This window comes from Chitinophaga sp. (assembly GCF_019236475.1).
In the GTDB taxonomy this organism is placed as follows: domain Bacteria; phylum Bacteroidota; class Bacteroidia; order Chitinophagales; family Chitinophagaceae; genus Chitinophaga.
This window is the reverse complement of the sequence record NZ_JAFAIX010000002.1, coordinates 25,371-49,928: the sequence shown is the minus strand read 5'-3', so window position 1 is coordinate 49,928 and position 24,558 is coordinate 25,371. Positions and strand designations below refer to the sequence as shown.

The 24,558-nt window shown below is 44.6% G+C and carries 24 protein-coding genes; 8 read left to right on the top strand and 16 right to left on the bottom strand.

The annotated features are described in order from the left end of the window. The 3 genes from JO154_RS00625 to JO154_RS00615 all read right to left on the bottom strand — a co-directional run bounded on the left by JO154_RS00625 (position 1) and on the right by JO154_RS00615 (position 2,706). Complete coding sequence (locus JO154_RS00625; protein WP_291940972.1) at positions 1 to 1,404, bottom strand: TolC family protein; 1,404 nt, start codon at positions 1,402 to 1,404, stop codon at positions 1 to 3. 48 nt (positions 1,405 to 1,452) lie between these two features. Next, on the bottom strand, positions 1,453 to 1,812 hold the full coding sequence (locus JO154_RS00620) for a hypothetical protein (RefSeq protein WP_291940970.1): 360 nt from the start codon (positions 1,810 to 1,812) through the stop codon (positions 1,453 to 1,455). Between the two features lie 84 nt (positions 1,813 to 1,896). After that, a complete protein-coding gene (locus JO154_RS00615; RefSeq protein ID WP_291940967.1) occupies positions 1,897 to 2,706 on the bottom strand; it encodes a hypothetical protein in 810 nt (269 codons plus the stop codon). Between the two features lie 76 nt (positions 2,707 to 2,782). On the opposite strand from JO154_RS00615, the gene JO154_RS00610 reads away from it, so the two are divergent. Beyond that, the gene (locus JO154_RS00610; protein ID WP_291940965.1) at positions 2,783 to 3,733 is read left to right on the top strand and encodes an aldo/keto reductase; all 951 of its coding nucleotides are present in this window, start codon (positions 2,783 to 2,785) and stop codon (positions 3,731 to 3,733) included. Positions 3,734 to 3,908: 175 nt separating this feature from the next. Here the strand turns inward: JO154_RS00610 and JO154_RS00605 are convergent, their stop codons facing one another. The 3 genes from JO154_RS00605 to JO154_RS00595 all read right to left on the bottom strand — a co-directional run bounded on the left by JO154_RS00605 (position 3,909) and on the right by JO154_RS00595 (position 7,506). Continuing rightward, positions 3,909 to 4,931: an outer membrane beta-barrel protein gene (locus tag JO154_RS00605; protein ID WP_291940964.1), complete on the bottom strand. Its 1,023-nt coding sequence runs from the start codon at positions 4,929 to 4,931 to the stop codon at positions 3,909 to 3,911. Between the two features lie 102 nt (positions 4,932 to 5,033). Then, positions 5,034 to 6,215, bottom strand: a complete 1,182-nt coding sequence (locus JO154_RS00600) for a hypothetical protein (RefSeq protein ID WP_291940963.1) — start codon at positions 6,213 to 6,215, stop codon at positions 5,034 to 5,036. Between the two features lie 64 nt (positions 6,216 to 6,279). Then, positions 6,280 to 7,506 carry a TCR/Tet family MFS transporter gene (locus JO154_RS00595; protein ID WP_291940961.1) on the bottom strand — a complete coding sequence of 409 codons (1,227 nt, stop codon included), beginning with the start codon at positions 7,504 to 7,506 and terminating at the stop codon, positions 6,280 to 6,282. 190 nt (positions 7,507 to 7,696) lie between these two features. On the opposite strand from JO154_RS00595, the gene JO154_RS00590 reads away from it, so the two are divergent. Beyond that, the gene (locus tag JO154_RS00590) at positions 7,697 to 9,718 is read left to right on the top strand and encodes a tetratricopeptide repeat-containing sensor histidine kinase (protein ID WP_291940959.1); all 2,022 of its coding nucleotides are present in this window, start codon (positions 7,697 to 7,699) and stop codon (positions 9,716 to 9,718) included. Between the two features lies 1 nt (position 9,719). Here the strand turns inward: JO154_RS00590 and JO154_RS00585 are convergent, their stop codons facing one another. Further along, positions 9,720 to 10,184, bottom strand: a complete 465-nt coding sequence (locus tag JO154_RS00585) for an Lrp/AsnC family transcriptional regulator (protein WP_291940958.1) — start codon at positions 10,182 to 10,184, stop codon at positions 9,720 to 9,722. A 162-nt stretch (positions 10,185 to 10,346) separates the two neighbouring features. Here JO154_RS00585 and JO154_RS00580 point away from each other — a divergent pair, with 162 nt between their 5' ends. Beyond that, positions 10,347 to 11,483, top strand: a complete 1,137-nt coding sequence (locus tag JO154_RS00580; RefSeq protein ID WP_291940956.1) for a histidine decarboxylase — start codon at positions 10,347 to 10,349, stop codon at positions 11,481 to 11,483. Positions 11,484 to 11,582: 99 nt separating this feature from the next. On the opposite strand, the gene JO154_RS00575 is transcribed toward JO154_RS00580, so the two are convergent. The 3 genes from JO154_RS00575 to JO154_RS00565 all read right to left on the bottom strand — a co-directional run bounded on the left by JO154_RS00575 (position 11,583) and on the right by JO154_RS00565 (position 13,428). Next, positions 11,583 to 12,464, bottom strand: a complete 882-nt coding sequence (locus JO154_RS00575) for a mechanosensitive ion channel domain-containing protein (protein ID WP_291940955.1) — start codon at positions 12,462 to 12,464, stop codon at positions 11,583 to 11,585. A gap of 79 nt (positions 12,465 to 12,543) precedes the next feature. Then, positions 12,544 to 12,798 (bottom strand): hypothetical protein, encoded by a 255-nt coding sequence (locus tag JO154_RS00570; RefSeq protein WP_291940953.1) that lies wholly within the window; start codon positions 12,796 to 12,798, stop codon positions 12,544 to 12,546. Positions 12,799 to 12,894: 96 nt separating this feature from the next. Then, positions 12,895 to 13,428: a DUF6496 domain-containing protein gene (locus tag JO154_RS00565; protein ID WP_291940951.1), complete on the bottom strand. Its 534-nt coding sequence runs from the start codon at positions 13,426 to 13,428 to the stop codon at positions 12,895 to 12,897. 279 nt (positions 13,429 to 13,707) lie between these two features. On the opposite strand from JO154_RS00565, the gene JO154_RS00560 reads away from it, so the two are divergent. Continuing rightward, on the top strand, positions 13,708 to 14,025 hold the full coding sequence (locus JO154_RS00560) for a KGG domain-containing protein (protein WP_291940948.1): 318 nt from the start codon (positions 13,708 to 13,710) through the stop codon (positions 14,023 to 14,025). A 254-nt stretch (positions 14,026 to 14,279) separates the two neighbouring features. On the opposite strand, the gene JO154_RS00555 is transcribed toward JO154_RS00560, so the two are convergent. Together JO154_RS00555 and JO154_RS00550 are read right to left on the bottom strand one after the other, a co-directional pair. Further along, on the bottom strand, positions 14,280 to 14,909 hold the full coding sequence (locus tag JO154_RS00555) for a class I SAM-dependent methyltransferase (RefSeq protein WP_291940945.1): 630 nt from the start codon (positions 14,907 to 14,909) through the stop codon (positions 14,280 to 14,282). Between the two features lie 243 nt (positions 14,910 to 15,152). Continuing rightward, complete coding sequence (locus JO154_RS00550) at positions 15,153 to 15,839, bottom strand: class I SAM-dependent methyltransferase (RefSeq protein ID WP_291940943.1); 687 nt, start codon at positions 15,837 to 15,839, stop codon at positions 15,153 to 15,155. Between the two features lie 225 nt (positions 15,840 to 16,064). Here JO154_RS00550 and JO154_RS00545 point away from each other — a divergent pair, with 225 nt between their 5' ends. The 4 genes from JO154_RS00545 (at position 16,065) to JO154_RS00530 (ending at position 17,901) form a co-directional block, all read left to right on the top strand. Then, the gene (locus JO154_RS00545; protein ID WP_291940941.1) at positions 16,065 to 16,385 is read left to right on the top strand and encodes a metalloregulator ArsR/SmtB family transcription factor; all 321 of its coding nucleotides are present in this window, start codon (positions 16,065 to 16,067) and stop codon (positions 16,383 to 16,385) included. Continuing rightward, positions 16,382 to 16,885: an SRPBCC domain-containing protein gene (locus tag JO154_RS00540; RefSeq protein WP_291940939.1), complete on the top strand. Its 504-nt coding sequence runs from the start codon at positions 16,382 to 16,384 to the stop codon at positions 16,883 to 16,885. The genes JO154_RS00545 and JO154_RS00540 overlap by 4 nt, the downstream gene beginning before the upstream one ends. A gap of 3 nt (positions 16,886 to 16,888) precedes the next feature. Beyond that, on the top strand, positions 16,889 to 17,302 hold the full coding sequence (locus tag JO154_RS00535; protein WP_291940937.1) for an SRPBCC family protein: 414 nt from the start codon (positions 16,889 to 16,891) through the stop codon (positions 17,300 to 17,302). A gap of 134 nt (positions 17,303 to 17,436) precedes the next feature. Beyond that, on the top strand, positions 17,437 to 17,901 hold the full coding sequence (locus JO154_RS00530; RefSeq protein WP_291940934.1) for an SRPBCC family protein: 465 nt from the start codon (positions 17,437 to 17,439) through the stop codon (positions 17,899 to 17,901). A gap of 16 nt (positions 17,902 to 17,917) precedes the next feature. Here the strand turns inward: JO154_RS00530 and JO154_RS00525 are convergent, their stop codons facing one another. The 4 genes from JO154_RS00525 to JO154_RS00510 are packed head-to-tail and all read right to left on the bottom strand — an operon-like array spanning position 17,918 to position 24,553. Beyond that, the gene (locus JO154_RS00525; RefSeq protein ID WP_291940931.1) at positions 17,918 to 19,441 is read right to left on the bottom strand and encodes an aldehyde dehydrogenase family protein; all 1,524 of its coding nucleotides are present in this window, start codon (positions 19,439 to 19,441) and stop codon (positions 17,918 to 17,920) included. A 2-nt stretch (positions 19,442 to 19,443) separates the two neighbouring features. Beyond that, positions 19,444 to 20,334 carry a DUF1338 domain-containing protein gene (locus JO154_RS00520; protein ID WP_291940929.1) on the bottom strand — a complete coding sequence of 297 codons (891 nt, stop codon included), beginning with the start codon at positions 20,332 to 20,334 and terminating at the stop codon, positions 19,444 to 19,446. Between the two features lie 12 nt (positions 20,335 to 20,346). Continuing rightward, complete coding sequence (locus JO154_RS00515) at positions 20,347 to 22,644, bottom strand: aminotransferase class III-fold pyridoxal phosphate-dependent enzyme (RefSeq protein WP_291940926.1); 2,298 nt, start codon at positions 22,642 to 22,644, stop codon at positions 20,347 to 20,349. A gap of 4 nt (positions 22,645 to 22,648) precedes the next feature. Beyond that, a complete protein-coding gene (locus JO154_RS00510) occupies positions 22,649 to 24,553 on the bottom strand; it encodes a trehalase family glycosidase (protein WP_291940922.1) in 1,905 nt (634 codons plus the stop codon). Between the last annotated feature and the right edge of the window lie 5 nt (positions 24,554 to 24,558).

Genomic DNA, 24,558 nt, shown 5'->3' with positions numbered 1-24,558 from the left:
TTACTGCATATGCTGCAATAACGTTTGAATAGTGTTTCCTGCATATGCCGCTCTAAACAAGGCTTTCCAGGCTGCATCGCGGGCTTGTACCAGATCCGTTTCTGCACGGTTCAAGAGGAAGAGCGCATTTGTTACCTCGATGATATTGGTAAGACCTGCTTTGTATAAAGCTGTTTTCTGCGTAGCCGCAGCTCTGGCGGCATTCAACTGAGCAGGAATTTCATGTAGCCGTTCTTCCGCAATAGCCATATCCGATTGCGCCTGACGCATGGACTGTACCAGCTTTAAACGGGTACTTTCCATATCTTGTTCTGCCGCTTCCGCTTTGTAATGCTGCACTGCCACCTTTTCGCGGGTGCGTTTCAGATCCGTGAGGTTGTAAGTGATCCCTAACCCCAGCAGGTAATTATAGCGACTGTATCCTACGCCACTCCAGAGGTTATTATTATAGTAATCGTTGTATTGGCCGCTGGAGCCGCGCATCCATCCCGCTGCCATCAGGTTTACCTTCGGCATAGTACTTTTCCGGATAACATTTTCTTGAGCCTGTTGTTTCAGGTACTGCGCATGGTAGTACTCCAGTAAAGGATGATGTGCAGCAGTATCTTCCTGTGGCAGGTAACTAGCGAGCAATCCTTCCAGTTGCGGATCATTCCTATCATCCGCTTTAATCACCGCCGTATCCATCCCCGTAAAAGTGGAGAGTTCAATTCTGAGGCGGTTATACAGCGTGTTTACCTCAATCAGGTTTAATCGTGCGCGGGAGAGTTCCGCAGCCGCAACCGCGCTATCCACGCCAGGTTTAAGACCATGCTTTACTATAGCATTCACCGCACGTTGTACTTCTTCTGTGCGTTGGATATTATCTACCTGAATTTTTCGCAGTTCACTGAGTCGGAGTAATTCTAGGTAGTCTTGAATAACTCCGGCCGTCAATTGATTGGCGGTATTATTCAGACTGGTTTCTTGCACATGAAGATCTGATTGGGCGGCATTACGCTGGGAAGCGTATCCTCCGAAGTTATAGACCTCCCATTGCATTTGGGCCATGGCAATATTTCCACTCATGGCTTGACTGTTATTCTCGTTGCGGATACCACCAGAAGTAGATGGAATCATTCCCATGGTAAAGTAGGAACCATAAATACTATTATCTGTTCCTAGGTCCAACTGTTCATGGAGCTTCAGTGCGGGATACCAGTTATGTTTAACATCTGTCAGACTTGCTTTGCCGGCCTGTACTTGTGCCTCTCTGGCTTTTATATCCGGGTAATGTTGGAGGGTCCGGGAAATAGCCAAGTGCAACGAAAAGCTGTCCGCTGGCGTTTGCGCGAAGCATTTACCTGTGACAACTGCGCATAGCAATAGCACATAGTAATGCCTCACTAGGTTATATACATTCATATACCGTGATCAAATACTAATGAAATAATAAAATAAGATGGGACGAAATTAGGCTATGGGTGGGCCTCGCCAGCTTCTGAGGGGAACGTGTACACTATGATAGGAATCAGGCAGATACCCAGTGGTATGCTGCACATAGATAAATTTGTATTTAAGGGAGATAACAGGTACTGCGCAAGGGAAGTAACTATAATCGTTGATACCAACGGGCCTGCGCTTAAATCTGTTTACGGTAGTTTTATAAGTAAAACCTTCTGCATGCGATTCAATAACCGGATGAAGAATGGAAATAAAACTAGCAGATAATCTGGGAAGTTTGCCTGTAGGCGCGGTGCAACCGCTTTCTGTTCCATTTGGAAGCAGAAACGCAGCGAGGATAAATACGAGTATCAGCCTGGCAACCTTCACACTAATTGAAATTTTCGGTGCTCTAATTTATTGCATTTCAACGGGAAGGTTACCATCACTAATCATATTTAACGTGATTTTAAGCTAGTATAGGTAGACAAGACATAGTTCTGACAAGCGGGCCAGTGCATGTGTTAGCTTGCCGTCGGCCACGGAGAGACAGGTAAATGCTTGAAACTCATCCAGGGCGGTACCCACCGCTACGATTTTGAGGTCGTGTTCTTTGAGCTGCTGGTTGACAAATTCCAAGGAGGCTTTGGCAAAATCATCTGCAGCGATAATTTCTTCGTATTCTTCTTCAGAGGGAACATCTAGAATGATACCTTCCAGTTGCAAAGGTTCCAGTTCGTTCAACGCGTAAATGCCGGTATCTGTGAGATCAGACCATTCGAACTCTACCAAGTTACCACTATTCTGCAGTGCCACAGCCAGTTCTTCCCACACGGCAGCGGGTTCTGGTTTAATGATGGCAGGTAATTCATCTATCAACTCCAGCGCTTGATCTTCGTCGAAGATATCTAAGTAGAGTTTTGCTAATGTATTGCGGGCGTTACCAGAGTTCTGCAATTTCTCAGCAGCTTTGAGGTCGCGCACCATGGTATTCCATCTCAACTGTAATTCCTGCTGATCAGCGTCTGTCATATCACCATGTACCATTTTCGCACTTTCATGTAACATCGGATTATCCAGCTCATACTTGGTCACATGCAGTGTATCGTTTGTGAAGTACAACTGATAGGTGGCACAATTAATGAAATTAGATCCAATCACCACCTTATCTGGAAATATTTCATGGGTGACATTCTCCCGCGCGTCCAGGAAGGAGTTGCCATTAATTTTACCATAATTGGAGGTCAGCCAATTGAATGTTTCCAGTGATATATCGATCATCATAATGCTAGTAGTATAAAGATCAAAAATAGTTAAATTAGTGTGGACCACAGACAGAATAATTCAAAACAAGTTACATATGGAAAAGCGAGCACTAGGAAATTCAGGATTAGAAGTAGCGCCATTGGCGTTTGGAGGTAATGTGTATGGTTGGTCAGCGGATGAGAAAACATCTTTTAGATTATTAGATGAATTTGTAGCAAAAGGTTTTAACCTGGTAGACACCGCAGATGTGTATTCCCGTTGGGTTCCCGGCCACCAGGGCGGGGAATCGGAAAGTATTTTGGGGAGATGGTTGAAGGATCGCGGGAACCGGGATAAAGTGATTATAGCCACCAAAGTAGGTGCGGATATGGGCGAAGGGATGAATGTCTCCAAATCATATATTCTTAAACATGTAGAAGATTCTCTTCAACGCTTACAAACAGATTACATTGATCTCTACCAAACGCATTACGATAATGAAGTTACACCGGTAGAAGAAACCTTGGAAGCATATGATACCTTGATTAAATCGGGGAAAATTCGTGCTATAGGCGCGTCCAATATGAGTCTGGCTCGCCTACTAGCGAGCCTCCGTGCTAGTGAGAGCCATGGTTATCCTAAGTATGAAACCTTTCAGCCGCTATACAATCTCTACGACCGGGAGAAATATGAACAGCAGTATGCAGACATCTGTGTGAAATCAAATATCAGTGTTATTAGTTATTATTCGCTGGCTAGTGGCTTCTTGAGCGGGAAATACCGGCATGCGGAAGACACGGGAAAAAGTGCGGCACGCGGTCAGAAAGCACTCTCCTACCTAACGCCGAGAGGGATTCGCATTCTTGAGGCGTTGGACGTCTGCGCAGCAAAACATACCACCACCCCTGCGGCTATCTCATTAGCCTGGCTATTGACACGGCCTGCCATTGCAGCTCCTATTGCAAGTGCCACCAATATAACGCAGTTGCATGAACTCATCCATGGCGTTACCATGAAACTAGATCAGGAAGATCTGGCACTGTTGAATAAATCCAGTGCATACTAACACCATCCTGATTCCTAAACATCAGATGAACTACTACCGGTAACGAGTAAACGAATTTTCAATTATCGAAATAACCAAAAGAGGTTGGCGCATTTGTCAACCTCTTTTGGTTATTTCGCTTCTTCAGCAACTATTTAGTAATATTTTTAATACGCTGATTACTAGCAATACTGGGTTACAATCTGAATTTGATGCCTGCGTTGAAGCCCATACCACCAATATTGATGTAGGATTTCAGGTCATTAGCTGGGGCATTATCATTTTTGTATTTCGTAACGGTTCCTTGCTGTGCAATAGGTGTATTGGAACCTTTATCCAATGTAGTAACGTAATCGGTGTTTTTCTCTGCCACACTTAACTGATCCAGGTTACGGGAACTAACCACGGTAATAACCGAGCCAGTAGCGCCGTTGATGGCAGTATTGGTTTCGGAATATTTAGTAACTTCTTTGCTTTTGCTTTTAACAGGTACGTTGCGGTATTCTGCTTCCACGAAAACATCGAAGCGGGGAGACAGGTTGAAATCTACACCGAGGGCGCCTTGCATACCAATGGTAATATTAGGTTTAACTTCTTCCGTGCGGTGGATCTCCGTTCTAATCAGCGTACCTGGAGGTAATGGAGCGCCGGCTGGCGGAGTGGATGTATTTAAGGCGTCTGTTTCGATAACTAGTCGGCCCCAGAGTGGCAGTACCACACCGAAACGAACATATGGATTGATTTTCTCATATCCAGGACTGAATACAACACTTGGTGCAAAATCGAATGCATGCACATGGCCATGTGAGGTAACCTGTGCCAATACCTGATTAGTGCCTACCACTGTAGTAAGGGTGTTGGTCATGAGATTTTTGCTGCTTTGGTAATAGTTAAAGGAGGCTTCAACAGCAATATACTTATTGATATTGTAGCCAACACTTAGGCCACCACGTGCTCCTTGACCATAGGAACCTGTCAGCACTTTGCGACTGAGGGTATCCAGGGGATTCGCATTCGCAGGATTATACTGGGTATGCAGATCCTGTGGAGGATATGGGCCAACGTTAGGAAATTGTCCGGGTGTGATACTAAAAAAATAACCGCCGGTGGCTTTGAGGTAAAATTTTGAGTGTGGCTTGGAGGTTTTTTCCTGCGCCTGAACGGAAGTGGTGATGGCAGCAGCAAGGGTCATCGCTGCTACCAAGATAGGTCGCTTCATAAACAGTGGTTTTGGTGATAGAACAGTGCTGTAATTCTTATACAGCTTTTTGAAAGTTAAAGAATTGTTATCACATAACAAGCGACCTATCCGACAATAAAATTAAAATGCTTCTGCGAGTGACAAATAAAGACCTTTTTGACGGGATTCCCCTGGGCGTCTCTCTCCCACGGCATAGTCTATACGAACTGTAAGCCTGGAATTCTCGTCGTAAAAATACCTGATACCGGCGCCATAACTAGGTTTGAAACCCCTCAGGTGAAAATCGCGGTTATTGAAAACACTACCTGTTCCTGCGAAAGCGGCCAGTGCAAATTTAGGTTTCAGGTCTACAAACCAAACGTGTATACGAATATTTGGATCGATCAGGTAACGATATTCAGTTTGTAATGCGAGGAGGTTCTGATCCCGGTATCTTCCTTGATAGTACCCTCTCATCATATTATCATTCCCCATTTCTGGTACCAGGTAAAAAGGCAGTGCACTTCCTTGTAAGGAATTAAACTGGCCGTTGATACCAATTGTACTTTTCTTGGAAAGGGAGAAGAACTGTATTCCTTGTGCATCTATTTTCCAGAGCTCTTGGCTGCTGAGAAAAGATGGTGCATAGGCTACATTCAGTCGCAACCAGGTACCTCTGCGGGTATAATTCTGGTTATCTCTGTTATCGAATATACCTGTGAGGCCCACGAAGGTAACATGCCCTCCAGTTTTATCTACCAGTGGCATTGTTTCGTATATGCCTTTCATGTCATGACTGCTATAGGAGTCATGCTGGTAAGATAAGGTTGCCCCTACATAGAAGAAATTGCCCACTTTGCGTTCTCCTTCAAAGGCGGCTCTGTAGCGTGTATTGTTGAGTAACGATTTATCGGCGGAATGGGTCGTGTCTCCCAAACCATAAAAATATAAAGGGAAATTATGGTAACGAAGATTTCCTTTAAAATGCCAAAGGTTATCTCTTGTCCAGATGTTCGCTTTCAGGTCTACCTTCCATTGATGCTCCGTAGTGATAGCCGGAATCAGATTGATAGAGGAGTTCCTCGTCAGCGGAGATGGATTCTTGTTATCTGTATAAAAGGAATACAGCATTGCTGCACCTATTTCCAGCCCTTTTTCTTGGGAATACCCAAGTACGGGCAAAGGAAAGAAACTTCGTTTACGGGGCACCGTATCCAGCGTTCCAAAAAGAGGTTTTTGTCGGTTAGTCAACGAATCCTGTTGAGCATTCACCTGTATGGCCGATAAAGACAATAGGGCCGCAACAAATAGTTTCCTATACATAGTCTGCAAATGTAAAGGGAATATCATTATGCCGCGCAGCGACCAACTAGTTTTTCATTAATTTTCAAGCTGTTGCAGGCGCATGCTTCTTTTTAAATGAAATAATGGCCAGGATAATACTCAGTAGCAACATCGCACAACCAGCTAGGAAAGGCGCTCCTGGAAAATAGACTGGTGCGCTGGCTTTGGTAAAATAGGAAAAAATACTTGTCATCATCAGTGGCCCTATAATCATAGTTAAACTCACTAAAGATGTCAGTGCACCTTGCAGTTCTCCTTGTTCTGTTGGAGGGACCTGGCTACTCATGAGACCTTGTAAAGATGGTCCGCATATACCGCCCAGGCAATAAGGGATGAGGGCTGCATACATCATCCAACCTTTAAATGCAAACGCAAACATGGCTAGTCCAATAGCATATAGCATCAATCCCAACACCACAGATTTTTTTTGTCCAAGTACTGGAATGGCTACACGAATAACAGCTCCCTGTACAACTGCCACCATCAAGCCTACAAACATCAAGGAATAGCCCACCCATTTTTCTGTCCATTTAAATTTCTCCATGGTATAGAAAGACCAAGTAGATTGGACTGCAAAGTTGGCGATATAGATGAGTATGAGGGAGATGATAAGTCCGGAAATTACGGGGTACTTACGTAGTTGCGCTGGGGCTGCAAATGCGTTTGCACGTTTAATATCGAATGGTCTTCTGTTTTCGGGTGCCAGGGATTCTGGCAGTACGAACAAACCATAGAGAAAGTTCAGCAATGTGAGTACAGCAGCAGCCACGAATGCTGCACGAGGCCCCCATTGGCTAAGCCATCCTCCTAATCCAGGTCCGATGAAAAAGCCGACGCCAAAGGCTACGCCGATCATTCCGAAGTTCTGCGCCCTTTTCTCAGGAGCGCTGATATCCGCAATATAGGCAGCACCTGCCGTCATGCTGGCCCCAGTAATACCTGCTATTGTACGACCTACAAAAAGCAGCCATATGTTTGGCGCCCATGCCAAAAATAAGTAGTCCAAGCAGAATGCCAGTAAGCAGGACAGCAACACGGGCCTGCGGCCATAGGCATCACTGAGTCCTCCTATCACTGGCGCCATAAAAAACTGTGTGATGGCGTAGGCGAATGTCAACCAGCCGGCATACCAGGCAGCCCCGCTTAATCCTTCCCCTGTGAGGGATTCGATTAGCTTAGGCATAACGGGTATTATAATTCCAAATCCAATAACGTCAATGAGTAATGTAACGAAGATGAAGCCCAGAGCGGCGCTTTTTTTAACAGGCATGGTGCTGCTTAAATTTTTGGAAAGATACAAAGGTAATTGAATATCAGTAGGTCCATTCCTAAAAATCCGCGGAAAGTACAATGATTTGCAATTCTGTTTTTGAATCATCACGCATTATGATTATTTTTATCTCAAATTTGGTGGACGGCCCCTAAATCGTTCCACAGTATGCCAACAATAATCACACGATATGCTCCCGGCCATTCCTTTGAAAAGATGCCTACTACTCCCCCTTTACCTGCTGCTGCTCAGTCCCGGAAGCCGCGCACAAGCACCTGTTCCTGATAGTTTTACAGTGGCCCTGGTCAAGCATCCCCAAAAAGACAATGCCCGTGTTGATATCCTGAATGGCGCCTCTCGTAATTATTTCACCCGCGATGCTGTTATCGCAGAGAAATATGCCAAGGAAGCCTTGTCTATTAGTGAACAGTTGGGATATACCAATGGCCGCATTTGGGCACAGCGCAACCTGGCCCTAGTGGAGAACACCCGCGGCCACCTGGATAAGCAATTGCAGTTAACGCTCAGCTCCTTGAAACTAGCCGAAACGCTGAACGATCAACATACCTTGAGTATCTTATATAATGATATGGGAAATATCTTCACGGAGCAGAATAGTCCCCGTGATGCGCTACCCTTTCTACATAAATCATTGACGATCAAGCAAAAATTGCAAGAAGCCCCAGAAGTTAGTAAAACCCTCAATAATATTGGCTCTGCCTACTTGGCACTGCATATTTTGGATTCTTCTCTCCTTTATCTCCATCAGGCAGAACAATTGAAACTCGCCTTGAACGATCAGCGGGGATTAGCTTATACCTATGAAAATCTCGGACTGGTAGCTATGCTGGAACATCGCTTGCAGGATGCCTTGCACTACCATCAGCTATCTGCATCCTGCTATCAGGCGGCAGATAACCAGTTAGGGATTGTCAAATCCAGTTTGAACCTGGCCGAAGTGCAGACCTTCATGGGCAATTTTACCGCAGCGGAAAAGAACCTTCGGAAAGCCTATGAGATCAACAGCGTGCTACGGAATGTAAAAAATGAGATGATCTATTATAAGATCCGGTACGAGTTGGATAGCGCCCGGAAAGATTACCAAGGCGCTTTCAAAAACTACAAGGCTTTCACAGACCGCAACATGGCTTATTTCAATTTGGAAAAAAGTCGGCAAATATCGAGATCACAGGAAAAGTATGAAGCGGAAAAGAAACAAAGAGAAAATATACTCCTAAAAAAAGAACAACAGATCCATCTCGCCACCATCCAACAGCAAAGAGTATTGGTACTTTCTGCTGCCCTGTTGTTTATTATCCTGCTGATCATTACGTTTATCCTTTACCGTATGTATAAACGGCAGCAGGAACTGACCCGCGCACTGAACAGTAAGAACCAGGAAGTATCCTTGCAAAATCATATTATCCTGGAACAGAATACCACATTGGAAAGTCTCAACCAGGTAAAAGATAAAATCTTCTCTGTCATTTCTCATGATCTGCGCTCTCCCCTGGCTATCTTGGAAGGTTTGCTTTTCCTTTTGCGAGATGAGAAAATTGATGCGGCGCAGTTCCGGTTTTATGCCGATGAGTTATGGAGAGACGTGAAGAACACTGCCTACATGATGGACAATATGCTGCAGTGGGCGAGCAATCAGATGAAGGGTATCGGGGTAAAGGCAGACGACTTTGACCTAACCTTGTTGCTCAACCAGGAATTTGAATTATTGCAGACATTGGCCAAACAGAAAGATGTTGCCTTACAACATGAGATTCCCGGCGCAGTCATGGTATACGCCGATCCAGAGATGATCCGGATGGTATTGCGTAATCTGATAAACAATGCCATCAAGTTTACTCCCGGCGGCGGACGCATTACGGTGAGTGCTCGTATTGACCGTACTTTTGCGGAGGTGATCGTGAAAGACAATGGTACCGGTATACCAATGGAAAACCAGCATCGTATTTTCTCCAATATTTATTACTCTACTACCGGCACACGTAATGAAAAGGGCTGCGGGCTTGGGTTACATCTGTCTAAAGATTTTGTGGAACGCAACCAGGGCCGTATCTGGTTTCATAGTACACCAGGCAGCGGTAGTAGTTTCTCCTTTACCATTCCGTTGTCTGAAGAATCGGATAATAACGGGCGTGGGTACACGATCATTATACAAGATCGAGGTAGCAGTGGCATGAGCGTATTGAATCAATAAATTATACCAACTGAAATGCAGTAGTGTGTTTAATTTCCGTCATTACAAAGGAGCTGTTCACTTGTGCGATATTTTCAATGGTGGCCAGTTTATTAGTAATGAAATGCTGATAGCTTTTCATGTCGTCCACTACTACTTTCAATAAGTAGTCATAGTTTCCAGCCAGGTGATAACATTCCATCACTTCTTCCAACTGATGTACAGCGGCTTCAAATTTTCGTAGTAACGGTAATGAATGTAGTTGCAGACTAACATTACAATAGGCCACCAGTGACTTTCCTAGCTTTTCTCCGTCTAGCAGCGTGACATAACTTTTTATGATCCCTAGTTTTTCTATCTTCTTTAGTCGTTCGTAGGTGGGTGTAACGGATAAGCCTATACGATAAGCAATTTCTTTTGTATTGAGTTTTGCATCCTGTTGGAGCACTTGTAATATGTGTCGGTCTGTTTTATCTAGCGTATCCATGGTAGTTTATTTTTTCTGCCAAGAAGGCAAATTGCGGCAGGCCGCAGACGTGTCTCCCTATATTTTCTTCAAAACTAGTATATATTTTCTAAATATAACCATCAGGTAGTTTTATTGCATTATATATCAATAGCTTCGCAGTATCATACACCTGTAATTGCCATGAATAATAGTTTCAAATTGCCACCGGCCGACACATCGAAGCTGGAGGCGTTGCTGGCCTCTGTTGGAGCTGGCACAGCCAACTTTCTGGGGTATCCTGTTTCGAAGGAATTTGATTATTCTCCTTTGATGCCATTTCTGCAATATCCTTTGAATAACCTGGGCGATCCATTTATCCCATCCACTTATAGTGTGGGTACGCGGGAGCTGGAAAAGGAAGTAGTGGAATTTTTTGCACGGCTGTTCAGGGCTCCGGCCAATGATTGGTGGGGATATGTTACGAACGGTGGATCGGAAGGCAATTTATACGCCCTGTATCTAGCCAGGGAGCTATATCCTAAAGGAATGGTATACTACAGCAGCTCCACGCACTATAGTGTACAGAAAAATCTACATCTGCTCAATATGCCATCGATTGTGATCCGTACCCAGGAAAATGGGGAAATGGATTATGACGATTTAGAAAATATGATCAGCATGCACCGTCATCTGCCGGTGATTGTGCTGGCCAATATTGGTACCACTATGACAGAAGCGAGGGATGATGTCAAACGAATCAGGCAAATATTGAATCGTATGGCAATCCGCCATCATTATATCCATGCGGATGGGGCATTATCCGGCAGTTATAGTGCTTTCTTGGAAGAGCGTCCGGCTTTTGATTTTGCCGATGGCGCCAACAGCATTGCGATATCCGGCCATAAGTTCATTGGTTCCCCCATTCCATGTGGCGTGGTGGTGGCCCAGAAGTCGTACCGCGACCGTATTGCTCGTAGTGTGGCTTACATCGGTACGCTCGATACCACCATCACAGGTTCCCGCAATGGCCATAGTCCGTTATTCCTTTGGTATGCAGTAAAAAGCCTGGGCATAGCAGGATTGGCTGCCAGGGCCCATCAGGCACTAGAGATAGCCGCTTACGCAGAAGAGCAGTTGAAATCTATTGGCATCCCTGCCTGGCGTAATAAAGACACCTTAACTGTGGTATTCCCAGAACCTGAGGAAGAAATCCGGCGCAAATGGCAATTGGCCTCAGAGAATGGCTGGTCGCATATTATTTGTATGCCTGGAGTCACCAAAGCGCTGATTGATACTTTCATTGCGGAAATGGTGGCAACGGCAGAATTGGTGGGATAAGTTTTACGGATCGGTATAAAGAAAATAAGACGCAAAGGTGACGAATTAATCGTACTCCTTTGCGTCTTTACTTTTTATGAAATTCGATGCGCATTTAGATCAGACACCATTTTCGGCAATGGTAATTATTTCCGTGTTAAGCATTCGGCGTAGGCGTTGTTCCAGTGCCTTATCTACGAAAGGCAAGGTGAGTTGCACTTTGAAAACCACATGATCTTTTTTGATATCCATGGTACGTAGGCGGAAACTATCATGTACATAGGTATTGCTATAACTACTGATAGCATTTTTCAATCTTTCTTCTATTTGGTCTGGGGTATAAGGTAGTTTACGATCCAGTTCAAATTCGATCGTTACTCTTTTAACATTTTGTTTGGTTTGGTTGGTCACCACTGTGGCAAATACTAAGGAGTTGGGAACGATAATCTGTTCATCGTCATCGTTGATGAGTATCACGTTGATGAGCGTAATATCGAGGATTTTGCCTTTATACTCCCCTATCCGTACATGATCTCCAAGGGAGAGTTGGTCGGAGAACATAATGATAAGGCCATTGATCATATTGGTGATATATTCCTTAGAGAGGAGGGCTACGGCAGCCGCAACGATCGTAATACTGGTAACGAATTTGAGTAGATCGATCCCAAAGAGCACCATGACCGCCAGTAAGAAGAAAATGGTATTGAGTACAGAGCTAATACGGTTTAGCCCCAGCATGAAGTTATCTTTCTCGACCGGTTTATTGAGTCGGCGGCGGGTATACCAGGAAAGGATAACCAGCCAGGCCAATGAAATAACGAGATTAGCTCCGAGAAAGAAGGATAAGGCATTCGTAATTCTGAACAGCCAGGTAAATTTATTATATACAACAGCGTGATCCAGGTTAAAATAAACGATTGCTAAGTACACCAATAGTTTGGCGAGGAACAGCATACGTTCCTTTCGGTTTTTCTTCTTATAAACTTCGTCTGTTACCATCATAGGAGTGTAAATGTACAAATGGCGCACATTACTGCCAAATGGAGGATAACATGACTTTCTGGCTTGGGGTCATTGGGGCTTATCCCATTTTATTGAGGATTTCTGTCCAGATAATGCGGGCAATCTGTTCCGTTTCGACGATTCTAATCCTTTCCGCAACGGTATCCGTGTGGTCGGCAGTGAACTGGTTATTTTGGGGTGCAAAATCTTGGAGTACAAACGGTCTTACATCTGGGATCACCTCATAAAATGTTTCATGCATCTGGTTATTTACCGTGATGTTCAGTCCATATGACCTGCCATTGATAATAACGGTTACATGATGTTGTTCCATATTATATTAGGGGCAAGGTATATGCCATATAAAAAGACCGGTGTCATCCAGATACCGGTCTTTTTTCGTATATAAAATCCAATGTCCTTTGATTCGTTAGGCGTGGGCTGTCTTACGGCGGCTGGAAGCCATTTTCCGGGTACCCGCTTTTTTACGAGGCGTGGATTTTTTTGCCATGGTTCGGGTACTTTTTTTTGCCATTGTTTTTTTGGCAGTCATTTTTCTGCCAGCAGCAGTTTTAGCGGTCGCCTTTTTAGCAGTTGCCCTTTTTGCGGTAGCTTTTTTGGCGGTAGCTTTTTTAGCTGTTGTTTTTTTGGTCATACTTTTTTTGGCCATTGGTGTCCGGGTAGCAGTACTTGACTTCATTGTTTTGGTAGCTGCTTTTTTCGCGGTGGATTTTTTTGCGGTTGTTTTCCCGGTAGTTTGCTTCCTGGAGGTGGAAGATTTCATGGAAGATGATTTTTTGGGGACTTTATCACCTTCAGCGCGGGCTTCAGATAAGCCTATTGCGATGGCCTGTCGTTGGTTAGTTACCTTTTTCCCAGTTCTGCCACTTTTAAGTTTCCCTGCTTTCATTTCATCCATGACTTTTTTCACCTTCCGCTGTACAGCGCTTGAATACTTTGCCATAATAGAAGTTTGAATGGGTTATAAAAAGTGATAACACTTGTGAATGCTACAAATCATAAGCCAGTAAATATCATAGGGTTTACGGGTCAAATATGTGGAATCAGGGTGGGCATTGTGTGTATTTTTCTATGTATTGTGTAATGAATTGCACTAATACCACAGTGTACCACAGTGGCAAATGGCTAAAAGAGGCTGTATGGTATTGACTTTCAGCCGATGGCACCAATATTGATAGCGATGTACTAGTTATTTGTTCACTACACTATTAAAAATTGCATTATGGAAAACATGACTTATCATCAATCATTTCCCCAAGGCAATCCGCAGCATAGTGCGGTCGAAAAACCTCGTCATAGTAAGAGGGGATTCGCATCTATGGACCCTGAGCAACAGAGAGCCATATCCAGAGAAGGTGGTCGTGCAGCCCACAAACAGGGCGTAGCCCACAAATTCACTTCAGAAGAAGCCCGTGCAGCTGGCAAGAAAGGTGGAGAAGCTGTGAGTCGCAATCGCGAACATATGGCCGAAATAGGCCGTAAAGGAGGTACCAATCGCGGTAAAAACAAACATAAGGATGAACAGCAACATGTACTGTAAGTCCACCAAGATATAAATTACGAAGCCTGTCACATACGCGACAGGCTTTGTAATTTAGTATCAGTAGTGATTTCGGGAGGATGTCGTCTCCCTATATCTTACAAACCTATTTGAACAGGATTCCGAATAATATCTTCAGCCAGGCTAAAAGGCCATACAATATTGAACCATTTTGCCCCATCTATTCCAATGCTATGTAATGAAGATAGGTGTTGTATGTTTAACTGTTGCCTCATCTATTTGAGATAGTTACTTTAGGATTTGCTCAGTAATAATACCAGGATCCTTGGAATCGTGGTGGTATCATTATTATCGAAATATTCTTTTGCATCAAATACTTGCAGACCATGGCGGGCGGCAGTTTGCACAAATTCTGATATATGGTGTGTATATACTTCTAGCATTTTTTCCCCTTCATTGGTAGTAAAACGGGCCTGACTGCCACCATATTGGCGGAACGGATGTAATTCCCCGATGTAGACGATGCCTCCTCTGTTGAGGAGCTTTGCAGCCTCCGCGAAGATATGATCCAAGTTTTCGATATGTTCTAAAACAAGGCTGAAAGTAATCAGGTCATATTTTTCTGTCGTGAAGTTCCAGGGAGTGGTAATATCTGCCTGTACGAAGCGAATACCAGGATGGTCCTGGAATTTGCTTTTGGCGATGGCCATCATTTCCTCGGAAAAGTCTACTGCAGTGAGGTTGGGTGCTTGGCCTACTAACCAGGATGTATTTTTTCCGGTGCCAGCTCCTATTTCAAGAATATTATTAAAAGTAAACGGCTGCAAATTTTCACGCAGTGCCACTGCTTCCAGGTCACGAGTTTTGTTGATATTGGAATCGTATTGAGGTGCCCAGCTATTATAGGATTCTTTGATAGACATGTTCCGTTGTATTTCTGTAAAGCTAACCTTTTTTCAGATGTATTGCGGTTGAAATATCCGTCTGTCGGGCCTGACGGATTACTATCAATATATAACTAGCCCTGCAATGCTGCTAATTTTTGGGGAATGATTGTGTAAATAGCTCTACAACTGTTGCAGATAGTGGTAGGAATGTGTGGAGTGTGGAGATGGTTGAAACCTTTCGATCGCTGAGATTTCAGCGATCGAAAGGCAGTAATATTACTAGAGTTTGAAGTAATCGTAGAAGTAAGAGGCTGGTTTCAGGTTGAGCCATTGCTCACGGTTGGCTTCCAAATCAGCATAGGTAAGTTGCTCAATTTGTTGCTGTGTAAAAGACAGCGGCTTTTCTTGTTTTCCCTTAGTAACGATACCCAGACCAAAGTCGCAGTCCAATACAAAAACGTTAATATCATCCCGCATACTTCTCAGGTGGAGGATCGATTTCCACACATCGCCGTTCCAGTTATCCTTACAACCACGGGCTTTCCATTGTTCGAAAGTGCTGGCTGCTGTTGCATTTGCTGGATTGCAATCGTGCATGATAATCACGCCACCATCGGACAAGTATTTCAATGCATTTTCTACATCGCGCAAAGCAAAATCGTACTGGTGCATACCATCAACCAAGCATACATCTATTTTCTTATCATTGAAAAGTTTTATTGCTTCCTTTTCAAAAAAGCGGTCACTTTCAATTTTGTAGTAAGAGGCGCGGAAGTTGCATGGATATTGAATAGCGCGTTTCAGTTTTTTGAACCAGTTAAATTTGTAATCTGGGTCTACTGCGATTTTCTTAGGTGCTTTGATCGGAAAAAAATTGGCGCCAATAAATACTCCAATTTCCAGGTAGGTATTAAAGTCATGCTTTGCAATCAGTGATTCAGCAATGACCCTTCTGTTTAGTTGCATATGTAGATCTAAATATTGACATGGTGTAATTGTAGGTAATAATGTAGTACTGGTTCAGCAAGATATACAAAATTTATTATATTAAATTATTTAATACTATACTGGAAAAGATTAATTCGAACCTGGAAAATTCCAGCAATCAAAGAAAAATTTGAGAAACCAATTAGTTGCACGTATATTTGCAACCAGTTGGTTTCTAAAAGTATTAAACACCTATATTGATAGATGAGAAGAGATATTTTTCAGGCTATTGCAGATCCGACGAGGAGGGCCATCATTGCTTTACTAGCAGTACAAGCCATGACGCCTAACAATCTGGCTACACATTTCGACACTACGCGACAGGCAGTTTCAAAGCATTTGAAGCTCTTGACAGAATGTGAGTTGGTAACGCAGCAACATCAAGGGAGAGAGATTTATTATCTACTTGAAATAGACAAAATGAAAGAGATTGACAAATGGTTGGAGCAGTTCCGCAAAATCTGGGAAACCCGCTTCAGTCAGCTCGATGATCTTTTATCCGTTATAAAAAAACAGAAAAAATGAGACAACAACTGCAATTTGATTTCCTGGTAAATAAAGCAGACAACAAGCTTACTATCAGACGAGAATTTTTAGCAGAGCGCCCATTAGTTTGGGATTGCTACACTAAAAGTGAATTGCTGGATCAATGGTTCGCCCCCAAGCCATTAACTACAAAAACCAAGGTGATGGATTTTCGTGAGGGTGGCCAATGGCATTATGCCATGGTGGAGCCCAATGGCACCGAATACTGGGGCCTCACCAAGTATCAACAAATACAGCCAATAGATTGGTATAAAGCGATAGATGCTTTTTGTGATGAAGCAGGAAACATCAATACAGATTTGCCTCCTGCCAAATGGTTTGTCACTTTCACGGATAAAGTTGAAAACACATTAGTAGAGACTGAGGTAAGCTTCAACTCTCTCTCCGACCTGGAAACAGTGATTAAGATGGGTATGCAAGATGGCATGACTGCCACCTTGGAAAAACTCGATGAATTATTGTTAACACTTAAAAAATAAATAATGAGCAACAAAGTAACGGTAAACGCCACCATTCATGCAGATGCCAAAAAAGTTTGGGAATATTATACTGCACCGGAGCATATTACGCAATGGAACTTTGCAGATCCTTCCTGGCATTGCCCTTCCGTATCCAATGATATGCGCATTGGCGGAAAATATGTTGCCAGAATGGAAGCAAAAGACGGCAGTTTTGGTTTCGATTTCGAGGCTACGTATGATGCCATAAATCCTGGTAAAAGCTTTACCTACACCATCGCGGATGGCCGACAGGCAGTTGTTGATTTTAATGGTAATGGCAATCAAACCGATGTTGTCGTTTCATTTGACCCAGAAGATCAAAACCCAGTGGAGATGCAGAAAGGTGGTTGGCAGGCCATCTTGAATAGTTTCAAGCAGTATGCTGAAAATAACTAAGGGACTCACTAAGTACAGGGAAACGGGCTTGCTGATTAGCTTGCCCGTTCTATTTATTGTGGATTTATTTCGGGAACGAAAATTGTGAAATTTCTACATCTAGAGCGACTGTTGTCTCACAAAAACAAATTCATATGTCAGCTACCACTACCAATTCCAAGCTCATTCCTGCCCCTAAAAAGCAGGTTTATCATGCCTTTACAGACAAAGATGCCTTAGCTTTCTGGCTCGCGCCCAATAACATGAAAGGAAAGGTGCATCAATTTGAATTAAAAGTAGGTGGCGGTTATAGCATGTCGTTGTATTATCAGGATAGCGTGTCAGGTGGGAAGACAACCGGTAATGAAGACCGCTTTCATGCCACTTTTGTGGAGCTGGAGCCCTATGAAAAAATTGTACAGGCCATTCAATTCGATTCCGACAAAAATAAATTTGAAGGAGAAATGATGATGGAAGTGCATTTAGCAGAGAGCGGACCAACGGCTACACTCGTCACTATCACCTTCAAGAATATCCCTCCAGGCATTGATCCGAAAGACAATGAAAAGGGCACGCAGCAATCATTGGAGAAGCTGGCGGAGTATATGCGGGAGCATTGATAACCTATCACCAGTATTACAGATCAAACTTAATCCCTTGTGCGAGTGGCAACTGTGTACCGTAGTTGATCGTATTTGTTTGTCTACGCATGTAGTTTTTCCAAGCATCGCTGCCGCTTTCACGGCCACCGCCGGTTTCTTTTTCTCCGCCAAAAGCGCCACCAATCTCCGCTCCAGAGGTACCAATATTCACATTGGCAATGCCGCAATCACTACCAGCGGCCGAGAGGAAGCATTCTGCTTCCCGGAGGTTCATGGTCATAATAGCGGAGGACAGCCCTTGTGGCACATTATTCTGTATAGCAATGGCTTCTTCCAATGTGCTATATTTCATCAAATAGAGAATCGGTGCAAAAGTTTCTGTCTGCACAATGGCATAATCCGGCTGTACTTCTGCTATACAAGGTTTCACATAGCAACCGCTTTCAAAGCCGGCGCCACTCAGCACGCCACCAGGTACCACAAAATTACCACCTTGTTCCTTACAGGCCGCAATTGCCGCAAGGTAAGCATTCACCGCATCTTTATCGATCAATGGTCCAACGTGATTGGTTTCATCCAGTGGATTACCGATGCGCAGTTGTCCGTATGCCTTTACCAGTTTTTCCTTAAAGCTGTCGTATACAGATTCGTGGATAATCAAACGACGAGTGGTAGTGCAACGTTGGCCCGCAGTACCTACTGCACCGAATAAACTACCGATGAGCGCCATATCCAGGTCTGCCTCCTGAGAAACGATAATGGCATTGTTACCGCCCAATTCCAACAGACAACGCCCCAGTCTTGCCGCCACAGTAGTGGCCACCGCTTTACCCATACGCGTGGAGCCAGTGGCTGATAGCAGCGGTACCCGCGCATCAGCGGCTAGCATCTCTCCTGTTTCACGGCCACCGTTAATCACACATAGCACGCCTTCAGGTACATCATTACGTTCCAATACTTCAGCTACTATATGCTGACAAGCAATAGCAGATAAAGGTGTTTTCTCACTTGGTTTCCAAACGCATACGTCTCCGCAAACCATTGCCAGCATAGCATTCCAGCTCCACACCGCTACTGGGAAGTTGAAAGCGGAAATAATCCCTACAATACCCAGTGGATGCCATTGCTCATACATTCTATGGCTAGGACGCTCACTATGCATGCTCAAACCATATAACTGCCGACTCAAGCCTACCGCGAATTCGCAGATATCAATCATCTCTTGCACTTCGCCCAATCCTTCTTGCAGGCTCTTACCCATTTCATAGCTCACCAGACTGCCCAGGGCTTGTTTTTTTGCACGCAGCGCCTCTCCTATTTGGCGCACAATTTCGCCTCTTCGAGGGGCAGGTACCGTACGCCATTGTTCGAACGCTTTTGCTGCTGTGGCAATCACCTGCGCATAGTCCTGCTCTCCTGCCATGCCCACCTGGCCAATCAATTGACCATCTACCGGCGACCAGGAAGATACCTTTCCTCCACTGCCCTGCATCCACTTTGTACCGGTGCTCACACCAGGATTTTCTGCTTTTATACCCAGTTCTTCTAAGAATTTCATTGCTACTTGTTGGTTTGTGATGAATATGTGCTTTCAAAAATCTTGTTAGCATTGGCTGCTTCAAAGCCTTCCCGGCGATGCTCTCTACGCACCTCCGCCATTTCCAGATGCTGATAATCCGGTAGGAGTCTGCGTTCTGCAAACTCTACATACGAACCAGCAATACGGTGCTTTTCACCATCTGCAAATGTGGCTTCAATCATGCCCGCCACGGTGGAACTCTGCAGCAGCAGGCCATCGGGGCTTTTCTTGAACTTACCGCCAGCATCGTTGAGTTTCAGTCCATTCTTCTCCAGGAACTGGTTGTATTGTTCAATATGATTATAACCTTCGTTTAGATTATGTACACTAATAGTGAAGTGATTCAGGTAATAACGATTGTAGATCGTCCAGGAAGCATATTCGCTTTCTGCCGCCAGGGCGGAGAAATCGGCATATGTTGGGAGCCTCCACAGTCCGCTATGCAGGAATGCATCCACCTGTGTAGGATTGTCTAGGTCTAGTGCATCTACCGGATCGGCGGTTACCTCATCTGTGTAGCTGTGAATGATTCGCTGTGCCGCAGCCGATAAATCCTTTACACGTAACTCACTGATGAAAATACGTGGCAGCGCTGGATCTGGCGGAGCATACCAGTAAGCATCCAGTTTCTTTTCTTCGAAATAATAGTAGTCTTTTTTCGTATAGCCGTGATGGATAAATATCTTTTCAAGCGACTGTATCCCCAAATGTGGCACACCGATGGTACGAAATGCGATATGGTCGTTTTCAATTTCCTGTTCTTCTTTTATCAGCCCTTCTACGATCATGGCTGATATTACCCGGTTCACATCCGGTACCCGCTCTTTATAGCGGCGCATCAACCCGTCCAGGATCAATTCCAGATTATTCATGACAATGATTTATTAGAAATTAAGTTCAGTTAATACTTCGTCGAGATGGCGCACCATGTCTGTTGCATTTTGCTTATTGAAGACCATCGGCGGTTTTATTTTCAGTACGTTGTACAATGGACCATCTGTAGAGAGCAGGAATCCTCTTTCTTTCATTTTCTCTACTACCGCATTGATTTCATCTACGGCGGGTTCCATCGAGGTACGGTCTTTCACCATTTCAGCGCCTACAAATAATCCAAAACCGCGTACATCACTGATGATGGGATGTTTGCTCATTACGCCGCGAAGGCCTTCCATAAGGAAGTTACCGGTTTCGAGGGCATGCTCCTGCATTTGTTCAGATTGGATTACTTTCAATACCGTTCTACCAGTGACCATAGATACTGGGTTTCCTCCGAAGGTGTTGAAGTATTCCATCCCGTTATTGAAGGCATCCGCTATCTCTCTGGTTACTACTACCGCCGCCAGTGGGTGACCGTTGCCGATAGGTTTTCCCAACACCACAATATCAGGTTGTACATTTTGCAGTTCGAAGCCCCAGAATTTTTCACCTACCCTGCCAAAGCCCACCTGTACTTCATCCGCAATACATACGCCGCCAGCGGCCCGAACATGTTTGTAAACATTTTCGAGGTAGTGATCTGGTAAAGGAATTTGTCCACCTACACCCAGCAGTGTTTCACAGATAAATGCAGCAATTTTCCCTGGATGCTTCTCCAGGATATGTTGTACATCCGCAGCATATTTCTCACCCGCCTGCGGATCATTATAGCGGAATTCACCCCGGTATAAATCTGGTGAAACTGCTTTGTGGATATAAGGCTTTTGGCCAAAACCTCCTTTGCCATCGAATTTGTAAGGGCTCATTTCCATGGCCACTGTAGAAGTCCCATGGTAGGCATGATCCAGTACCATCACATCTTTACGGCCAGTAAAATGGCGACTCATGCGGATGGCTAAATCGTTCGCCTCAGAACCGGAGTTAGTAAAGTATACTACAGCAAGATTAGATGGTAAAGTGCGCAACAGTTCTTCCGCATATTCCACGAGGTGATCGCTCAAATAGCGACTGTTCGTATTGAGGGTAGCAATCTGCCGTTGCATGGCTTTCACCACCACAGGATGGCAATGTCCTACATGGCTTGGGTTATTTACACAGTCGATATACGTATCTCCTTTGTCATCGTACAGGTATTGCAGTGCGCCTTTTACAATTTTCAGCGGTTTGCGGTAGCTAATGCTGAGATTGCGGCCTATCACTGATTTTCTTTCTTCCAGCAGCTTACTGTAATCATCTGCTTTATTGATCAGTGATGGCATATTACAAGCTTTGCGGAAAGTATCTGCCGCCCGCAATGGATTGATACGAATGAGCGTATTCAGTAGATCCCAGGCATCGTTTTCTGTAACAAAATGGTGATCATTCGATGAGCCGAGGGAAGCTTGGAAGGCGGATTGTGTAACGCTGATGCACATACGCGCAGCAATCAGGTAGTAGATAAGATCTACTTCTTGTTCTGTGAGTGGGAATGCTTCATGATAACCCTGGATCACCCATGCAGCAGCCTGTAGTGGGTCTTCCGCTCTGAACATAGCGTAAGTACATGCAATGGCCACATTATTTACCAGAGCAGTGTACACCATATCGCCTAGATCAATGAGACCACTGATTTTTCCGTCCTGTACTAGCACATTGTAATCGTTGGCATCGCCATGGATGGAGGCGTGGCGCAGATCCTGGAGTACAGGTAGTACCTCTGTTTCGAAAGCCAGCAGGAAGTACCCAGCCAGTCTTCTTTTTTCATGGTCATGGATATGTTGCAGCAATTTGTTGCAATCTGCCGCAGTGCTGATATCCCAAGTGTAATGACGGTGCAGTGCATCGTGCTGGAATTCTCTCATGGCCTCATCGGTTTTACCAATGAAGCGGCCTAGGTCCAGATAGAGCTCTTTTGTTCTCTCCGGCACCCTTGCCCAGCAATCACCTTCTAACCAAGTGAGGATGCGTACGTAATATTGTTTTCCATCTTTAAATACAGGAGTAAGTTCCTGGCGATTTTTATTCCGCAGTATCTGCTGGAATTTCCACGCCACATCGGTCACAGTAAGATGATCCAGTATACGCAGTTGTGCGTCCAGGAAGGAATATTGCTTTTCCTCCCCCGTTATTTTGAGGATAAATTTCCGCCCGGAGGTATCAGTAATCTTGTAGTTAAACTCATCGTAACCCTGGAGGGGATCCACTTCTACTGCCAGCAGGTAGTTCTTCTGAACCAACTGCTTTACTTCATTTGCTGTAAATTCCATGACGTTATTTATTTTTCAGTATCATTAACAGATGTGCTGCGGACCAGCTAAAATTTTTTGCATTCAATCCTTTACCGGTAAGCGGATGATAGTTTTCGCATATTGGTCCGTCTGTAAGCAGGCCTGCTGCGTTGTTCAGCAGTTGCTGTTCAAATTTCGATGCCTCTTTTCTGTAGCCATAGCGGCGTAAGCCTTCGGCGCCATAAGCCACCTGGTCTAGCCATACGGGACCGCGCCAGTAGCCATTCATCGGATCAAATGCCGGATGATCGGCTGCAAGTGTTGGCAGTGGTACTTTGGTATTGAATTTTCGAGGATCATTCATCTTCCGTAATACCATTGCTGCCTGGGCCTTTGTGGCAATACCTGTCCACAAGGGTATCCAGCCTTCTGGACCATCTATCGTCACTAATTTACCCGTTACTGGCTGGAGATCATAAAAGTAGCCTCTTTTTGCATCATAAAACTTAGTGCGAATCAGATTCGCCAGTTTTGCTGCTTGTTCACTATAGCGGGCTTTTTCACCAGCTACCGCCAATAATTTGTCAAGATATAATTTCTCTGCGTATAAGTATGCATTGAGATCTACACTTTCCTGGTTGAGCGACCATGCGCCGTCATTATTTTTCAACATCACCGCGCTATCGAAGCGTACTGCGTTGTCCATACCGCTCTCCCATGCTGCCGCGATACGGGTACCATCTGTAGCGCCATACTCGCACAAGCCGTTTTGATCGTGATCCCTGTTGGCATACCACCATTCGTGATAGTGGATCAATTTAGGGAGCATTTCTTTTACAAAGGAGGTATCCTTCGTTTGACGATAGACTTCCCAAACACCCCAAGCCGCCAGTGGTGGCTTCGTATCTCGCCAATTATTTTCTGATTTATCCGCATAGATGCAATCCGCCACCATACCATGTTCATCCTGGTAATCGAACATAGCACGGATATTATTCTTTGCCAGTTCGGGGTTGAAGGTCACAATGCCAACGGCTTGCTTCCAACTGTCCCAGCTCCAGATGCCATAGAAGCCTTGGTAATTAATAGAAGGGAAAACGCCATCGTGCAGGATATCCCCGGAACTGCTCCGCCAGTTGGTGGTCAATGTTACCATACATTTCACAGCCAACCGTTTCTGTGAATCAGTCAGATGCGGAGCAGCGGAGATATAGCGAGAGAGATAAGCATTCCACCGAATCTCATTCTCCCGCAAAGATTTACGGAAATCATATGTAGCAGGCTTCCGAACTGTATCTGGATAATAAGCCTGGACCTGGGTTTGCGCATAACTTGCTCCGGGCGCAATTACAATTCCATTATTGCTGGCGCTATAGCTAAGGCTGTCTCCTGTTATAATTGTACCCGTTGGAAATACAGTTACGAAGCCAGTTGCTTGGAGAGACGCGGACTCACTGTCCACAGTTATCCTCTTACGGGATTGACCATAGTAGCGGATATCCAGCGTTTTGGAACTCCCTCCCCTATTAGTAATGGTGGTATGCAGTAATGCTTCTCTACCTGATACAAAAATCAATTGCTGCTGTATCAGTAGGTTATTTATATCCAGTTGCTGTTGTAGCATTCCTGGGAAATATTTGATGTCCGCACGTGCGGCAGACAGGTCCACTGGGTGGCCATTTTCACTCAGCGCCAGCCTGGAGAATGCATCTGATAGCCATTCTCCCTGCATGCCCATAATAAGCGGACCAATAAATGCACCGTTATCTTCTTTACGGGCGGGCAATGCATAGGCATGCCATGCGCCCATATCACTGAAAACATTCGTCAGGATACTTTTCCCTGCAGGTGGCGCTGCGCGCAGGTTTAGCACATCCGGATATTTATTGCGCTGTGCATTTGCCTGTTGCAGGGAAAGGCCAAGTAATAGTATCACCCATCTTCTCATATTCA

Excerpts from the sequence above, each read along its gene's own strand:
- JO154_RS00625 (WP_291940972.1), bottom strand. The coding sequence starts at position 1,404 with ATGAATGTATATAACCTAGTGAGGCATTACTATGTGCTATTGCTATGC.
- JO154_RS00615 (WP_291940967.1), bottom strand. The coding sequence starts at position 2,706 with ATGATGATCGATATATCACTGGAAACATTCAATTGGCTGACCTCCAAT.
- JO154_RS00610 (WP_291940965.1), top strand. The coding sequence starts at position 2,783 with ATGGAAAAGCGAGCACTAGGAAATTCAGGATTAGAAGTAGCGCCATTG.
- JO154_RS00605 (WP_291940964.1), bottom strand. The coding sequence starts at position 4,931 with ATGAAGCGACCTATCTTGGTAGCAGCGATGACCCTTGCTGCTGCCATC.
- JO154_RS00600 (WP_291940963.1), bottom strand. The coding sequence starts at position 6,215 with ATGTATAGGAAACTATTTGTTGCGGCCCTATTGTCTTTATCGGCCATA.
- JO154_RS00595 (WP_291940961.1), bottom strand. The coding sequence starts at position 7,506 with ATGCCTGTTAAAAAAAGCGCCGCTCTGGGCTTCATCTTCGTTACATTA.
- JO154_RS00590 (WP_291940959.1), top strand. The coding sequence starts at position 7,697 with ATGCTCCCGGCCATTCCTTTGAAAAGATGCCTACTACTCCCCCTTTAC.
- JO154_RS00585 (WP_291940958.1), bottom strand. The coding sequence starts at position 10,184 with ATGGATACGCTAGATAAAACAGACCGACACATATTACAAGTGCTCCAA.
- JO154_RS00580 (WP_291940956.1), top strand. The coding sequence starts at position 10,347 with ATGAATAATAGTTTCAAATTGCCACCGGCCGACACATCGAAGCTGGAG.
- JO154_RS00575 (WP_291940955.1), bottom strand. The coding sequence starts at position 12,464 with ATGATGGTAACAGACGAAGTTTATAAGAAGAAAAACCGAAAGGAACGT.
- JO154_RS00570 (WP_291940953.1), bottom strand. The coding sequence starts at position 12,798 with ATGGAACAACATCATGTAACCGTTATTATCAATGGCAGGTCATATGGA.
- JO154_RS00565 (WP_291940951.1), bottom strand. The coding sequence starts at position 13,428 with ATGGCAAAGTATTCAAGCGCTGTACAGCGGAAGGTGAAAAAAGTCATG.
- JO154_RS00560 (WP_291940948.1), top strand. The coding sequence starts at position 13,708 with ATGGAAAACATGACTTATCATCAATCATTTCCCCAAGGCAATCCGCAG.
- JO154_RS00555 (WP_291940945.1), bottom strand. The coding sequence starts at position 14,909 with ATGTCTATCAAAGAATCCTATAATAGCTGGGCACCTCAATACGATTCC.
- JO154_RS00550 (WP_291940943.1), bottom strand. The coding sequence starts at position 15,839 with ATGCAACTAAACAGAAGGGTCATTGCTGAATCACTGATTGCAAAGCAT.
- JO154_RS00545 (WP_291940941.1), top strand. The coding sequence starts at position 16,065 with ATGAGAAGAGATATTTTTCAGGCTATTGCAGATCCGACGAGGAGGGCC.
- JO154_RS00540 (WP_291940939.1), top strand. The coding sequence starts at position 16,382 with ATGAGACAACAACTGCAATTTGATTTCCTGGTAAATAAAGCAGACAAC.
- JO154_RS00535 (WP_291940937.1), top strand. The coding sequence starts at position 16,889 with ATGAGCAACAAAGTAACGGTAAACGCCACCATTCATGCAGATGCCAAA.
- JO154_RS00530 (WP_291940934.1), top strand. The coding sequence starts at position 17,437 with ATGTCAGCTACCACTACCAATTCCAAGCTCATTCCTGCCCCTAAAAAG.
- JO154_RS00525 (WP_291940931.1), bottom strand. The coding sequence starts at position 19,441 with ATGAAATTCTTAGAAGAACTGGGTATAAAAGCAGAAAATCCTGGTGTG.
- JO154_RS00520 (WP_291940929.1), bottom strand. The coding sequence starts at position 20,334 with ATGAATAATCTGGAATTGATCCTGGACGGGTTGATGCGCCGCTATAAA.
- JO154_RS00515 (WP_291940926.1), bottom strand. The coding sequence starts at position 22,644 with ATGGAATTTACAGCAAATGAAGTAAAGCAGTTGGTTCAGAAGAACTAC.
- JO154_RS00510 (WP_291940922.1), bottom strand. The coding sequence starts at position 24,553 with ATGAGAAGATGGGTGATACTATTACTTGGCCTTTCCCTGCAACAGGCA.